The organism is Pseudomonas sp. 8 R 14, assembly GCF_900005955.1.
In the GTDB taxonomy this organism is placed as follows: domain Bacteria; phylum Pseudomonadota; class Gammaproteobacteria; order Pseudomonadales; family Pseudomonadaceae; genus Aquipseudomonas; species Aquipseudomonas marginalis.
The window spans coordinates 1-14224 of sequence record NZ_CVTH01000072.1 but is presented as its reverse complement, the minus strand read 5'-3'; the positions used below and the strand labels follow the sequence as shown (position 1 = coordinate 14224).

The 14224-nt window shown below is 54.7% G+C and carries 15 protein-coding genes; 3 read left to right on the top strand and 12 right to left on the bottom strand.

Annotation, left to right across the window (positions count from 1 at the left end):
• Positions 1-101 precede the first annotated feature (101 nt).
• A complete protein-coding gene (locus BFQ01_RS17915; protein WP_083244901.1) occupies positions 102-713 on the top strand; it encodes a hypothetical protein in 612 nt (203 codons plus the stop codon).
• 16 nt (positions 714-729) lie between these two features.
• The gene (locus BFQ01_RS17910) at positions 730-1317 is read left to right on the top strand and encodes a hypothetical protein (protein ID WP_065926305.1); all 588 of its coding nucleotides are present in this window, start codon (positions 730-732) and stop codon (positions 1315-1317) included.
• 91 nt (positions 1318-1408) lie between these two features.
• Here BFQ01_RS17910 and BFQ01_RS17905 read toward each other — a convergent pair whose 3' ends face one another.
• Both BFQ01_RS17905 and BFQ01_RS17900 read right to left on the bottom strand, forming a co-directional pair.
• Entirely contained in the window at positions 1409-2029 is a 621-nt protein-coding gene (locus tag BFQ01_RS17905; protein ID WP_065926304.1) for a hypothetical protein, read from the bottom strand.
• A 212-nt stretch (positions 2030-2241) separates the two neighbouring features.
• The gene (locus tag BFQ01_RS17900; protein WP_174562754.1) at positions 2242-2634 is read right to left on the bottom strand and encodes a DUF2846 domain-containing protein; all 393 of its coding nucleotides are present in this window, start codon (positions 2632-2634) and stop codon (positions 2242-2244) included.
• Between the two features lie 508 nt (positions 2635-3142).
• On the opposite strand from BFQ01_RS17900, the gene BFQ01_RS17895 reads away from it, so the two are divergent.
• Positions 3143-3400 carry a hypothetical protein gene (locus BFQ01_RS17895; protein WP_065926339.1) on the top strand — a complete coding sequence of 86 codons (258 nt, stop codon included), beginning with the start codon at positions 3143-3145 and terminating at the stop codon, positions 3398-3400.
• 33 nt (positions 3401-3433) lie between these two features.
• Here the strand turns inward: BFQ01_RS17895 and BFQ01_RS17890 are convergent, their stop codons facing one another.
• The 10 genes from BFQ01_RS17890 to BFQ01_RS17850 form a co-directional block, all read right to left on the bottom strand.
• A complete protein-coding gene (locus tag BFQ01_RS17890) occupies positions 3434-3868 on the bottom strand; it encodes an RDD family protein (RefSeq protein WP_065926302.1) in 435 nt (144 codons plus the stop codon).
• Between the two features lie 7 nt (positions 3869-3875).
• Complete coding sequence (locus tag BFQ01_RS17885) at positions 3876-4349, bottom strand: RDD family protein (protein ID WP_065926301.1); 474 nt, start codon at positions 4347-4349, stop codon at positions 3876-3878.
• 127 nt (positions 4350-4476) lie between these two features.
• Complete coding sequence (gene lepB, locus BFQ01_RS17880; protein WP_065926300.1) at positions 4477-5262, bottom strand: signal peptidase I; 786 nt, start codon at positions 5260-5262, stop codon at positions 4477-4479.
• Positions 5263-5301: 39 nt separating this feature from the next.
• Positions 5302-5751 carry a hypothetical protein gene (locus tag BFQ01_RS17875; protein ID WP_065926299.1) on the bottom strand — a complete coding sequence of 150 codons (450 nt, stop codon included), beginning with the start codon at positions 5749-5751 and terminating at the stop codon, positions 5302-5304.
• A 22-nt stretch (positions 5752-5773) separates the two neighbouring features.
• Positions 5774-6235 (bottom strand): Imm6 family immunity protein, encoded by a 462-nt coding sequence (locus BFQ01_RS17870; protein ID WP_065926298.1) that lies wholly within the window; start codon positions 6233-6235, stop codon positions 5774-5776.
• Between the two features lie 52 nt (positions 6236-6287).
• A complete protein-coding gene (locus BFQ01_RS17865) occupies positions 6288-6767 on the bottom strand; it encodes a hypothetical protein (RefSeq protein ID WP_065926297.1) in 480 nt (159 codons plus the stop codon).
• A gap of 251 nt (positions 6768-7018) precedes the next feature.
• Positions 7019-7423 (bottom strand): hypothetical protein, encoded by a 405-nt coding sequence (locus BFQ01_RS31685; RefSeq protein ID WP_074848310.1) that lies wholly within the window; start codon positions 7421-7423, stop codon positions 7019-7021.
• A gap of 734 nt (positions 7424-8157) precedes the next feature.
• Complete coding sequence (locus BFQ01_RS17860) at positions 8158-8832, bottom strand: hypothetical protein (RefSeq protein ID WP_065926296.1); 675 nt, start codon at positions 8830-8832, stop codon at positions 8158-8160.
• Between the two features lie 959 nt (positions 8833-9791).
• Positions 9792-10166: a hypothetical protein gene (locus BFQ01_RS17855; RefSeq protein ID WP_065926295.1), complete on the bottom strand. Its 375-nt coding sequence runs from the start codon at positions 10164-10166 to the stop codon at positions 9792-9794.
• Between the two features lie 2 nt (positions 10167-10168).
• On the bottom strand, positions 10169-14224 hold a 4056-nt coding region (locus BFQ01_RS17850; RefSeq protein WP_176718753.1), incomplete at its 5' end, for a hemagglutinin repeat-containing protein.

The following is a 14224-nucleotide window of genomic DNA, read 5'->3' as shown; positions in this document are numbered from 1 at the left end:
AAGGTGTTTCGTCGGTTGCCGTGCGGTGGCGCACATTCCCTCAAGTTATGGGGATACGGGTCGAAACAGTAACTTGGCTTGCTCACTTATAGGGACATTGCGTGCTTAACACTCTGCTTCGGGCTACGGCCCTGATCGCTGCGCTGTCGATGACCGGCTGCGTTTCCTACACCGTCACCGGCCCCATCGCCGCCCCGCTCCACCCGGTCGCTGTCAGCAGCCCGCGCAGTGCGCAAATCGCCGATGTGACGGTGAGCGCCGCCGACGTCAACGAGGCCAACAAGGCCGCCATCAGCAGCTCCCTGACGGCCCAGATCACTCAGTACGTGCGCACTGGGGGTTACTTCAAGCAGGTCACCGAGTATCCGGTGCGCCTGGGCGAGCAGGACGTGACGCTCACATTCAACATGACCGCCCTCAAGGGCCATCGCGCGCCACACCCGGCGTACGTACCCGGTGCGCTGCTGACGCTGACCATCTGGATCTGGGTCAACGGCCCGATCTACGTGGACAGCTTCGAGGTGGCCGGCGACGTGGTGATCGTCGACCGCAACGGCAAGGAACTGGCCAAGGCCAAGGATTCGATCAAATTCGAACACAACGTCGGGCTTTACAGCGGCCAATACTGGGCACCGTCGATGGGCGGCCAACAACTGACCAAACTGGTCGGGCAACTGCTCGACACCGCCACCGCCAACCTGGCCAAACCGTAATTCCAAGGAGTGATGCATGAAAGGATTGATCAAACACAGCCTGGTACTCGCCGCCGTCCTGCTGACCGGCTGCGTGTCTTACTCGCAGCACGAATTGCCCGCTGTACAGCCCTGGCCACCGACCGCCAACGCCCCGGCGCAAAAGCCTACGGCGTACGTGCACACCACCGCGCAGAACCACGTCAACGGCGGCCCTGGCAACGCGGCAGTCGGCGCACCGGTGGTGCTGTGGGAAAAGGCCGTGGCCGATTCGTTTCGCCAGTCCAACCGTTTCTCGCGGGTGAGCACTGACAAGGTCGACTCGGATATCTACGTCGATGCCACGCTGCACAACAACGAACAGTTCAGCATGGCCTCGGCGATCATCACCGGCGCGACGTTCTTCATCATCCCGAGCACAGCGAAAAACACCTTCACCCTGGAGACAGTGTTCAAGGACAAGGATGGCAAGGAGCTGGGCCGCGTCAAAAAGAGCGAATCAGTGCGCACCTGGATGCACTTGGTACTGATCGTGGGCATCCCGTTCCAGGCAGACACGCGGGAAGTGGTCGAGGCGTTGACGCGCAGTACGCTGGATGAAGCGGTGCAGCGCAAGTTGCTGTAACCCCGCCCTCTGCAGGAGCGAGCTTGCTCGCGAAAAACCGGAGAACACCGCAGGCATTCAGCATGCCTGCGGTATCGCTGCCAGCCTCAGCTCACTTGATCAGGTCAGGTCGAGTGGTCTTGAGCATCGCTGCGCTCACCGCGCCCTGAACCGAGCAGGTGATCATGCCATTGCTGGTCTTGGCCAGGTCACCGGGTGCGGGCTCGACCATCAAGATGCGTTCGGCCGTATCGGTGACCAGCTTGCCCGCGTTGTCATCGCCGCCTTCCGGCACCCAGGCTGATTGCTTGTGCGACCAGATCTGCGCACGCGCGTAGATACCGTTGGCTTTCTCCAACGCCGTACCCGGTACTTTACTCAGCTGTGCGTAAAGCGCGTCGGGCGCCTGCTCGGTGTAGAAACCCCAGTTGATGATGCGCGAGCCCATCAGGTCCTGGTCTTCGGCGAAAAAGCCGGTCAAGGTCATACCGTCAAGCGTCAGTGGCGTGTCGAACATCCAGCGCTGGCCCATATCGGACTTTGTGCCGCCGCTGAGCGTGATCTTGCCGTTCTCCAGCTTATGGGCAACACGCTCCTTGAGCCCTGCCTGGCTTACCACCGCCAGGGAATTCTGGTCGCAGGCGAGAAAACTTTGCAGGGCAGGCGCCGCGGCGAAGCTGCTGGTGCAGGTCGCCAGTGCAGTGAGTGAGATAAACAGACGATGCAGTTTCATTGACAGCTTCCTTGGGTCTAAATAATTGCGGGCCGGAAAGGTCAGGCGCATAGCGGGGGATTTGCGTCCATACGGTGCCACTCCGGCTTATGTCGTGGTCAATCAACGAGAGTTGAAGAATCGCGTGTCAGCCCCTTGCCAAGCTAAGTGTGCAGGGCGGATGAACAGCGACAACGGCCGAGCTCGGGCCCGGCCGTCTTAAGCGTTTTTAGTTACTTGCTTTCTTTTGCCACGGTGCCCAAGGACGCATCCTTGACCAGATAACGGCCTTCCAGATCGCTCAGCACTTTGAGACTGTTGCGCGCCACGGCGAAGCCCATTTCGACTTCCTGCTTGAGGTAAACCACCTCACCCGCCTTGACGTCGATTGGCATGTCCGCCCAGTTTTCAGCCTTGGAGCTGATCACATGCTTGCCCGGCGTCACGAAAAAATAGATGTACTGGTTACCGCGGTTGTAACCCATCTCCGAGTCGGCTTCCTTGTCATCCAGGAACACGTTGAACCGTACCAGCATCCCGACGTTGCTAGGGCGTACGACATACACCAGGCCTTTATCGGCCACGGCAGCCTTGGGCAGCGCATAGCTCGCCACGTCAGCCTGCATCTTCTCTACCGACGGCGTCGAAGAACAGCCAAACAGCGTGGCCAGGGACAGAAGGACAGCGGCTTTGCAGAACAACTTGATCATGTATTTCTTCCTTGTGGGTAGCGGTGGGGCGGTTTCGAAAACGCCGGCGAAGGCCGGTTCAGATTTTTGATGCGTTTGTGCATCGCCAGTGTGTCGGCAGTGGGTGGCATTGCATGAGGCATTGTGCCACTACTCTGATGCCTTGCGCGGTTTTGGGTGAGGGGCTTATAGTCCGGCCGTCGTCCAAATGGCGATCAGGTTTGGCGACCTGACAACAGAGTGCAAAAGCAATCCGCTTTCATGCAGGTGTTTTTGCACCCGCAAAGCCGTGCCTTTTATGGCGGCTGTGCGCGGGAGACCTTCGGGTCTGCCGGTTTACTCTGTTGCCGGTTCGCCAACCTGCGTACAGCTGCCACCCATTCGTTTGGCGACGATTGAGTGGTGGTCTCAACCACTTAACAGAGTGCCAATTATGAACCGTTACATGCCCCTGACCGGCCACGACTGCACCGTCCCCGCCCTGCTCATCGACACCCAAGCCCCCCTCGACGTCCTCCACGACGCCGCCGTGCACCGCATCCAAGCCGTCACCCAACTCCTGGAAAACCTGGCCTTCCGCAATCAGCTCAGCAGCGATGCCGTGGTGCTGCAGGACTTCGCCCATCTGCTGGCGATTCCGCTGCGCGACGGCTGTGATTTGTTGGATGCGATCAGTCGCAGGCTGAACGCCAACCCGTCCTGAGTTACACAGGGCGGCCCGTCCAGGCCGCCCTGCTCAGGAATTGATGACAATCGTCTTGGCCAACATATCGCCCAAGCGACGACGCAGGCCGAACAGTACAAAAAGACCGTCCAGCACACTGAACACCATCTTCGGAACATTGCGCAGGAACGACTGGAACAGCGTGCAGTTCGTGGGGTACGGGTAACCCACCACCGCCGTGCGGCACACTCGCTTGCCCAGGCTCTGGCCATTGGGCAAGGCATCGCAAAACAGGTAGTACCCGAAGGCTGAAAACAGCAGCACATAGTGGAGGCCATCAAACAATGCCGGGCCTCCTGCAGAGCTCAGATAGAAATAGGCATAGTCCAGGTTTCGGTTCAAAAACAGCAGGAAAAACACCACGGCCATATCGATCAGATAGCCGAGCAACCGTCTGAACGGGCTGGCGATGTCCCAGGTTTGCGTGGCCGATACCGAATCGTTCATGACGTATTTATCCCCTACCGTTGTCATAAATATCCGCAAGGCTGCGAACGCTCGTCAGGTTGCCGGTCTGAACCACGATGGTCTTGGCGAACATATCGCCCAGGCGCGTTCTGGACTCCATGAATATCCACACCCAATCGATCACCACCAGCGCTCCGGAATTGCGGGTTAACGCCTGGGAAACCGTGCAGCTTTTGCGAGTTTTACGGTCGACGACGGCGATGCTCAACAAACGCTTGCCCAGGCTCTGGCCGTTGGGCAACGCGTCGGCCAGCAGGAAGTAGGCGAAGGCTGCAAAAAACGCCGAGAGAAAACCAGCCTTGGGCGTCACGGCCGGCACGTAGGCAGACAATGCACCGGCGCAGAATTTGATGATGAAAAAGATCAGGACTGCGATGGCGCAGTCGATAAGGCGCGCGGCCAGGCGCCGGCCGATGCTGGCCAGGATCGTCGGGCGTTTGGCGGAGTGGTTTGCGTCCATGCGGTATTGCTCCAGATTCATGGCGTTGGTGTGTTTTGACTGGGCGCAAATCGGCTCCCAGCCTTTCAATGGTATTGCTGTGCTGCCCGCCGGCCGGGAGTACCTGCGCCAGCGATGCTCGAAAGGCTCATGGAAACGTCGTCCCGATACGCGCTCGTTCATTCGAGAACCAGATGCCGGTGACCTTGCCCACCACATCCTCAAGCGCGACCTGGCCCATGAAGCGGCTGTCGTTGCTGACATCCCGGTTGTCGCCCAACAGGTACACATGCCCCGGCGCTACCTGGAGCGGCGCCAACTCAAGGGAGTAGTCCTTTTTGACGCGCTCAGCCGGTGCGTGAAACAAACCCAGGTTCTCACCGTTGCGGATCACCTCGCCATGGACGATGGCCAGAGTGTCACCACCGATTCCCGCTACCCGTTTGACCGCCTCGGTGCCATTCCAGCGATACACCACGATATCCCCCACGTTGGGCACGCCAGCCCGCAGGTCCGACATGATGTAGTCGCCAATCGACAACGTCGGGACCATCGACCCCGACGGAATGTAATAGTTTTTGAAGCCCAACAACGGCACCCGAAAGACGTCCAGCGTCAGCACCAGGACCACCACCACGCCGACGTAAAGAGCATGGAAGCGTTTACGCGGCACATTGGGCGGACCGCTGTAGCGACGGGCCAACACGGCGGACACGATGGCAGAGGTCAGTTTGACCGTGATGACGAAAGCGAAGAATGCATACAACCCAAGGGGTGTAGTGACCAACCCCAAGGCACCCATCAGCGCGACCCCGCCGAGCAACAACGCTGCGACCCGGATACCCCACTGTGTACGGCCTACATACACCAGGCCCCAGCCGGGTATGAGGCAGGCCATCAGGAAGGCCTGGAGGGAGAATTTTGCGGGTTTCATTGATCGTCCTTAATAATGCAAATGCTGGCGCCGCGCATATTACTGCTGGGCTCGCCAATCCACATAACCTTTAATCGCTGTTAACTGGCTAAGGATGAAGCTGGAAAAATCCTCATATAAGACTTCCGCATCACTCAATTCAGGATCAATTTCGACAATTGACCAATCATTCGCAGCATCGAATGCATAAAAGACACCGCTCCCGGTACTGGCAAACACATACATATTACGATAAGCAACTACATCACATCCGGTGACAACTGAATACTTCGTTGGACCATCCTCGATGTAAAGTGCGCTATCCAGCTCACCAAATCCAAACTGTTCAAGGAATTCAAGATAGTCGAGCGGCACACCTACGCGGTCGAGAACCTCAACACCTCTCAAGACTAATTCACGGTTACTTAAGCAGCTTCCATAATCACCTTCATACAACGCACTGGACACTATTTCTCTTATAAGAACACCAACTTTCGACGCGCCTTTCATCGCCACTCCTTGCATCTGAACATTAACACTTTTTAGGTAGATAAACGTCTAACACGCCACCCGCTCCGACCTTATAGATATATTCGACTATGTATTCAACAGCCTGCTCACCTGCCTCGTTGACTGAGGCGGACATTCTTTCTTGCCGACCTGAAACCTTATAAGCCTGATGTGCAAAAAAGCCAATGACCAGAAGTATCAGAATCAAGCTGTCTTGCTCTAAGCTTTCCGTAATGAAATTATGCTCTCCCAAAGGACCATTTTGCATTTCATCCGAGTCTAAATAGTAGGCCAACTGCTCAGGGCTTAAACTTCTATCGGTTAACCATGACCAGCACAACTCAATAGCCTCACTACATTTAGTATAGGTAGCGGGAGCTGACGATAGATTATCTAAAGTTTGATCGAGAATCAAAAGAAAAATAGCCGCTCTTTTAACCCACATTTGCCCCTCTAAAACAGACAGACTTTCCGAATAACTCATAGAACCCGATCCTTTTTAGCTCAAACACAGAAAACAATTAAGCTCACTTCTATCAAACTCCCTGACACTTCCACAAAATTGCGTAAGGCACCTCATCATTCAATAACCCCAATGAGCGAAAATAATAGACCGCTGACGGACCTTCCAAACTCTTATGAACAAAAGCGCCATCAGACATCACACGATAAGAGGCATACTCTCGAATATTACCGGCAGTCTCCAACGCTCGCTTTATTTCAATATAGGTCGCCCCTGCCTCCTCTGGCATCAACTCAAAGGGCGGAGGGCAAACAGCCCCATCATCACTTTCGACGTCTCTGTAATAGGCTCGCTGAAATGCTGCGTCACTGGCCGCCCAGTAAAATGACAATACTTTCAGCTTATCCTGCCCATCCTCTTTAATCGCATCTGCCAAGCAGTACTGAGTGACCGACATCTTGTACACTCCCTCATCGATGAGTAAAAGTCCTGCTTCGGGCACAGCAAGCGCATCACCCTTTTTAAGCTCGCGTAACAGTGCCCATTCAGTCATCACCAAACACTCCTGTTGCGATTTCCAATTATCTCGATGGGAACATACATGCGACGATTTGTCATACCGCTTAGTATCCTCCGACACTCAGAGGAAAGAGGGGCCTGACCCTGAGGAATCCCCACCGGATTGTCCCGCTCGAGATTGGCGGATATGGAGCTATTGGTGCGCGATGAAGTACACCGGCAAGCTCAGAGGCTAGAGTAGATTTGTGGGGACTCCTCAGGGTCTGCCCCCTTTTTTTCACTTATTCAGCCGTCGCTTTGACTCAAAATATTTATCTCACGCCAGTAGACAGTCGCTGGTAGAGACTGATTCTGATTAAACAAGGAAAAAACCTCGATTACATCATCAATATTAAACCACTCATCCTTTTTTAATGGTACACGGCCCGCACCAAACGACAGTAAGCTTCCATCTTCAAAGTTTGTACTAGAATTTGAATGATAACCTCTGAACAGTTTTTTACTTTTAGCGTCATATCTTTCAATAAAACAAGTGAATCTGCCTCCAGCCACTTGCACATAGTTACCCTCATCATCAGTTATACATGCGAATGAGCTAGGGCCGTAGCTTTTTAATTTTTTTAGCGTTTTTATAATCTGCGCTTGATTTACACCTACTACTACAGGACTATTTTCGGCTTCGAGCTTCATATTTCCCACCTTTATGGCACATAGACTGTTGTAGCGCTTTCGATGACTTGTCCATTTAGCCGTCCTTTCCCTTGCGCCCCAAACTCATTAACAAAGTAATCGGTAAATTCTTGATAGCTGGTCTTACTAGCCGACCCGCTTTTTACCTCAAGAGAAATAGGGGTCAGACCACCAATATACATTGGTGCACTAATCGTGGTCTGCCCCCTATTTCCCTGGGTGTCTTAGCCGCACCAAGCAACTGCTTAGTAGCGAACTTCCCATCAAAAAGAACAGGCAAATTATTCTTACTGGTTCCGGCTACTTCTTTTGCATCTACTATTCAAAACGACAGTAAAGTGGCCATTTATCAAGCCCGATTGAATTCAGGATCAACAATGCAATCAAGCCCAGCAGAAACAATTCATGTCCTTTGTCATTCGCCTCACCTGTGACTCGGATATTTCATCTCGGCCCTGCCTTCCAATTAAGGACTTCGGATCTACCACCTGTGGAACGCCGCTAACAACATCCGCCCCAACCGCTCGGGGCTCACTACCTGCATACCGCCGCCAATCCGGATGGTAAGGATTGGCCTTCATCTCGTCCGTAACCGTGGTAAGTCTCGTCGGCTTAGGTGCTTCCGCTGCCGGCTTTTCATCCTGGAAGCTCGCGCCATTCGCCGCTGGAGCACCGTCACCCACGGCTTTCGTTGTCCCAGAGGGCAAATCGCTCGGAGGTCCTTTTGCACCTGTTCAACCCTTCAATGCTGGCAAAGACAGCACTTCATCGTACTGTGGCCAGTCTTCCCTTGCGCGCTTGAGCACACCTTGCATCAACTCGTCCAACTCAGGCACTGGTTGCTCGGGCGGCAATTGGTCAAAGGGCGCGGCCAGCAGCGGATGATCAATCTTCTGCGGATTGGCTAAACCTTCCCACTGGCGTAGGCGCAGGATATAGAGAATTTCCACCGGCACGCGCTCCAAGTGCCAGTCCTGATTGAAGTCGTAGGAACTCTTCTGGCTCTCTTTGCCGGTTTGCCAAGTGTGGCGGTCACACGCGGCCAACAGGCAGGGCATCAGGTCGTCGGGGCTGGGAGTGCGCCACTTGGCCAACAAGGCTTCGTAGATGGGTTCGTCGTAAGCATAAGCAGGCCATTGATGCGAGACATCGCCCACCCAATCGGCAAACACACGCAGCATAAAGGCTTGGGCGCGGCGGTGTTGCTCTTCGTACTCAATCACTAATTGATGCCCACGATTGAGAGCCGCATGGGTGAGATAGCCCTGATGGATGACGGCATCCTTCCAGCCTAGGATCGCCATGGCGGCCATCATATTGGTGGCGGTTTGGATGCTGTAGTTTTGGCGGCGTCGATCATTGCCTGCCGCTTTGGCAATAATGTCGAACTGACCCGCCCAGAAGAACAACTGCCAAATTCCTACTTGGTAATAGCGCAGCCAATGGGCCAACTCCAGAAGCCATCGCGGATTATCTGGTGCGGTCGCCAATACCTTGTGGGCTCGTGTGACGGCTATCCATTCGGAGCTACTACGCGTAACGTTGTCACTATTCGGTACAGGCATTGATGGCTTCGCAAATGCATCGCCGCGCTCAACATATTCACGGATGCCATTCAACTCGTATTCATCTGAGACGTGTGGCCCCTTGGCTATGCGACCCAGCACACTTTTGTAGGAGGGCCATTTCGGGTTTACGCCCGAGCGCTCGCACTGAATTACTTCTTGGTCCATATTTCCACCTTAAATTCTGCTACACCAGTTTTACTGGGGGCGGGAACACCGACTTTGACTGTTACACCTTGAACCTTGGCTTTTCCTGAATCCAACGCCGCTTGCAAAGCATCGCGTAAAGCAGGATCAGAGTCGGGAATTCGAGAAATAGGGGTCAGACCACCAATATACATTGGTGCACTAATCGCGGTATGACACCAATTTTTAGCGGATCAACGAACACTAAAAAACCAAAGAACGAGACCTAGAATAAAGCCAGCCCCAGCTATTTCTAGATAGAGCGCCATATACTCTTTTATAAGCCCGGCAACGTCTTCACCACCACTCAATCAATACCCGGCAACCTGAAAGAACACACACATAAACAACAGGCCGAACGCACAGGCACAAGGAAGATAGATGGCGATCCACCAAGACTCATTTCTTTTCATTGCCAACCGAAACCATTACGTGCGCCACACCACCAAGAGAAATTTGCCCCGCTTATTTGGGGACTTTATAAAAATGTGATCTGCCCCCGATTTCCTCTGATGTGGATGTTGCTGTAAATTCGCATCATTAGCCGCTGGTGTACCGTTACCGACTAACTTTGCTTCACCAGACGGCAAGCCGCTCGCAGGTTCTTTTGCACCAACTTATCTAGGAAGAAGATATTTCTCCCTAACCTGTGCCATACAATCGATCATTTCTGCCAGTTTCTCCCCTTTTAGCCCCACGTCTGCTAAATCATCGGCGCAGCATTTTTCATAAGCCCTAGCCAAACCCTCTAACATATCCTCCGCATAAGGACTTTCTCTAGATAACTCTAACCCATACTTCATACCCTCGCTAAATATTGCAGTTTGCAACACTGCAAATAAACCTACATCAGCAGACGTGCAAAGAGAGCCCGCTTCATCTTGAACATAAGCAAAGGCTTGTTCTGGCCGAAGACGAATCTGTGATATAGCCTTTTCATAAAGCCTAGATACTATCGGATAAATTTCTTCCACAGCCAAATCGATCGCCATAACTACTTCTCCACAGTAAATATATTTAACTGGATGTTAGGATACCGCTCGCGAAACTGATTGACAATATTAGTACAACTTGGGCAAACCATTTTCTCTGAAATCAAATTTATACGCCCAGAAGTTTGTGAGTTCGGACCTAGACGCTGAGCTAAAGTTTCCAAAATTTTAAATTCTGTATCCATGTCTCGCAGATACCCCTCAGTCGTTCCAACATATTTAGACGTAGAAACTTGAGGTTTTAATATCCACGAATTCAGATCACCACCAGGCTTCGGCAAAAACTCCTCGACCCTATTATCAAACTGACTATAAGCTTTCATCACCATAGTCTCTGATGAAAGCGCACCAACATCCACTTCAGCAAATGCGACGTTTCCTTCTCGAGGTAACCCTGTCCGAACATCACTAACCGCCGCCGAAAGCCTATCCCTGATTCTCGGCGCGGTGGAGTTAGATAGGTAGACTAGGCGTTCCCCCTCTGCAATCGTCCCAGTCGTTTTTGTGCCGTTTGCCCCTAGGACGAAAAGCTCACCTGACGCCTCCGTCGCCAATTTCCTTTTCGCAAAGGCAGCGGCAATCGCCGCCGAAATCCTCGCTCCCAGGCCTACACCTGTGAGCGAAAGGGCCGCCTCATCCACCGCCGTGACCGGTTCAGCCGATTTCCTAGCTAATAACAACAGCCTCGACATCGCGTCTTTTGAAGCCATTTCGTTGGTCGAGACGTTAATGATTTCTGTCGCATGAGCATCTGCCTGCTCCCGACCGTATTGAACCCATTTGTCAAATGAGCTCAATTCGCCATAAAGGCCGTCGCCCAAGCCATTAAAAAGGCTCGTGTCTACAAACTGCTCTTTGGTGGAGTTGAACGCATAAACTGCAGAACCATTGGCAATAATTGCGGTGCCGTCTTTCCACGTTAATGGAATCTTCTGTTCAGCCAATTCTTGAATCGCACCTCTGGCAATCGCCAAATCACGATCCAGCCAATCTCGCGTCGGGTCATTGCCCCAGTTCTTTTCAAGCGCATCTAAACGGGCGTTTTCGACGACATCGACCTTTGATCCTGCTGCCATACGCAGCAAGTCTTCCCACGAGGCATCCGATTTCGGCTTGCGCCAAATTTTCTCTAACTCTTCTGCTTTCTTCTTGAGTAATGGCACCTCTTGGGTCAGGTGAAGTTGTCGATTGAATACTTCGACGCCGTAACCGGTCCCGGCCCCGACAACAGCGCCGCCGGTGCCATTCCCGGCGCCTGCTCCAGCGCCGATCCCGGTCGCAACCAACGCAGTGATGTTTTCCTGGCTGACCTTAGATAATTTGCTGTTTTCCAGCGCCTTTGCAATCGAGGGCATCAAGGCGGCGGAAGCACCGGCCCCCAACGCGCCACTTTCCACGCTGCCGCTGGACAACCCCATGGCGGCACCTGCCAACGCGTGCAACATGACGCGTGCTGCTCCACCTTCTGCCCATGCGGCTCGGGTGGCCGCGTCCGATTTCGGGTTCAGGGATTGCGCCTCAGCGTAATCACCCACTCGCTTGAAGATCTCGCTAGACGCAGTATTGGCGACGATACCGACTGTCGTACCGACGGGCGCGCCACCAAGGCCCGCGGCGATCAGTCCCGTCGCGATATCGGCCATCATTTTCTTGTCGCCGCCGAACTGCCAACGCTTGGCTTCCGAATAAGCCAGATCGGCGGCACGGGCGGTATCAGCAGCACCAGGCGCGCCTGCGTCTGCTTGTTCCTTCGCCGCCTGCCCAAGCTTCTTGGCCTCATCGGCCTTCGCCCTGCCTACCGCACTGATCACCCCACTGGCCAACTGCGCCGAGCTTTGGATCAGGTCAATACGCTCTTGCATGGCCTTTTCATCAGGCCGGTCAAGTTTCTGATTGGCGTTGGCGGTGTCGCGATTCAACCCCACCAGGTCATTGGCACCTTCGGCATTGCGAACCACAATCGTGCCTTCGCTGACCGCGCTACGGGTGTAGCTATGGTCTTTCTCCTTGAGCGCTATCGGGATGCTGCCGCCCATCGACGCACCGCTGGTACTGCTGGAAGACACCGAAATACCAGCAGACTGACTTTTGATCTCGCTGACATTCTTGATATCGCTGACGATCAGCCGATCCGTGCTGAGCCGGTTCTTATCAGCTGACGCCTCACTGGCAATCACCGCGCCTTGCAGGGTGGTGGTCTTGCCGACATTGATGTCGTAGCCGCCCGTGCCCGCATACAAACCGCTCTGGTCGGTCACGCCCTTGTAGTCGCTGTTCATATTCGCGGCGGCAAGGTTCGCCGAGCCCGCTACGGTAGAGCCGTAGCAGAACGGAGGGACGCAGATACTGGCGCCGAAGCCTGCGCTGCTCTGTTTGCTGCGCGACGACTCGGTGTCCTGGAGGGAGATGATATTGAGGTTGCCGCCAATATCTGCCTTGATACGGTCCGCACGAACCTGGGCGCCTTTGAGGGTGGTATCGCCACCGCTTTGTAACAACAGGCTGCCTGTATCGAGGGTGCTATTGACCTGAGTGACGGAGTTACCGTTGCCATTGTTCTTGGCACCCTGCGCTCCGAGGTCGAGGGTGAAGCCGTTTTGCTCGCCAATATTGAAGCTGGCGCCAATGGCGGTTTTATTTTTCGACCCTTCGTTTTTGCGGTCGGTGGTGTTCTGTGCGCTTTGCATCAACACATCGTTTTTGGCTAACAACAACGTGTTGGCGGCTTTCAAGCTGCTGCCGGTGATCTGGATATCACCCTGAGTACCCGCCGCTGCGCCCGTGGCAACGATCGACAAGTCTTGCCCTGCGTTGAGCGTGCTCTGCTTGGCGGTGACACTGTTGAATTCGCTGCTGTTCTTGCTGCGGTTATTGGCCAGTTCAGTACCGATCTTGATCAGCGAACCGTTGCCGGGCGTGCCGCCGGTTTTGTTTTTGAAGCCGGAGCTTTGCGCATTGGCGTCCGAAGCCTGGCCATTCAGGTTGTAAGCGGCGAGGGCTGCCTGGGCGATTTTGACTGCCTTGAGTCGTGGGTCATCAGCGCTACGGGCCGCTTTGACGGCGTCGCGCATGCTGGTGGCGGTGTCCACTACCGAGCCCGCGATCACCCGCCCAACCGCCAAGCTCTTGGAACTGTCCTTACTGGTCTGACTGGCCGTCTCCATCCCCGAAGTAACGGTGACATCAGCCCCACTCAACTCCATGTTCTTGGTGCTCACCAGATCACTGGCCACCACCTTCAACTCACGCCCCGCCGTCAACGACACATTGCCCGCGCTCGAACCAATCGTGCTGCCGGTCAAGGTCATTTCATTGGCCGTGCCGTTGTGCTTCGAGCTGTTTATGTACAGCTTCTGGTTGCCGGTCATGTCGTCCAGACCGAGCTTGTTGCCGGTCAGCACGCCGGTGAGGTCGCGATTTTTTTCCTTGTGCATGTCGATGCGGGCGAAGGTGTTTTGCGCCGCGTCGATGGTCAGGTCGCGGCCGGCCTGGACGGCGAGGTCGCCGGTGCTGACCAGGTTGGAACCGGTGACCGTGGCATCGCGTTTGGCCGCGACGGTGACGGTTTCGCCGGAGACCATGCTGCCCAGGGCGGTGGTGCGTTTTTCGTCGACTTTGTCCTGGACTTTGCTCGACTTGAGGCCGCCCCAGCTGCTTTTGCTTTCCTTGCGTTCGTGGCGGGCGCTGTCGGCGTTACTGACGGCGAGGATGTTCACGTCCTGGCCGGCCACCAGTTGCGTGGCGCCTTTTTCAGCAGTGACGGCACTCCCAGCCAGCAGCAGGTCGGCACCGGCGACGACTGTGCTGTTCGTCCCCGCGCTGACAAGGCTGCCAACGTTGTTCACGACGTCAGTTTCATCCAGGCGGAATTTCTTGCCCTGGGAGGTTTTCTTGGTCTTGCTGTAGAAGCTGTAGTCCTGGTCTTGCGCGGCTTTGAGCTCGAGGTTTTTGCCGGATACCAGGTACGCCTCGTTGCCGGCATTGACCTGGCTGGCGACCAGTTGCAGGTTCTGCCCGGCGCTCAGGGTGGCGTCGCCGCCGGCCTTGATCACGCTGGA

Excerpts from the sequence above, each read along its gene's own strand:
- BFQ01_RS17905 (WP_065926304.1), bottom strand. The coding sequence starts at position 2,029 with ATGAAACTGCATCGTCTGTTTATCTCACTCACTGCACTGGCGACCTGC.
- BFQ01_RS31685 (WP_074848310.1), bottom strand. The coding sequence starts at position 7,423 with ATGAAGCTCGAAGCCGAAAATAGTCCTGTAGTAGTAGGTGTAAATCAA.
- BFQ01_RS17885 (WP_065926301.1), bottom strand. The coding sequence starts at position 4,349 with ATGGACGCAAACCACTCCGCCAAACGCCCGACGATCCTGGCCAGCATC.
- lepB (WP_065926300.1), bottom strand. The coding sequence starts at position 5,262 with ATGAAACCCGCAAAATTCTCCCTCCAGGCCTTCCTGATGGCCTGCCTC.
- BFQ01_RS17870 (WP_065926298.1), bottom strand. The coding sequence starts at position 6,235 with ATGAGTTATTCGGAAAGTCTGTCTGTTTTAGAGGGGCAAATGTGGGTT.
- BFQ01_RS17855 (WP_065926295.1), bottom strand. The coding sequence starts at position 10,166 with ATGGCGATCGATTTGGCTGTGGAAGAAATTTATCCGATAGTATCTAGG.
- BFQ01_RS17890 (WP_065926302.1), bottom strand. The coding sequence starts at position 3,868 with ATGAACGATTCGGTATCGGCCACGCAAACCTGGGACATCGCCAGCCCG.
- BFQ01_RS17900 (WP_174562754.1), bottom strand. The coding sequence starts at position 2,634 with ATGCAGGCTGACGTGGCGAGCTATGCGCTGCCCAAGGCTGCCGTGGCC.
- BFQ01_RS17865 (WP_065926297.1), bottom strand. The coding sequence starts at position 6,767 with ATGACTGAATGGGCACTGTTACGCGAGCTTAAAAAGGGTGATGCGCTT.
- BFQ01_RS17910 (WP_065926305.1), top strand. The coding sequence starts at position 730 with ATGAAAGGATTGATCAAACACAGCCTGGTACTCGCCGCCGTCCTGCTG.
- BFQ01_RS17895 (WP_065926339.1), top strand. The coding sequence starts at position 3,143 with ATGCCCCTGACCGGCCACGACTGCACCGTCCCCGCCCTGCTCATCGAC.
- BFQ01_RS17875 (WP_065926299.1), bottom strand. The coding sequence starts at position 5,751 with ATGAAAGGCGCGTCGAAAGTTGGTGTTCTTATAAGAGAAATAGTGTCC.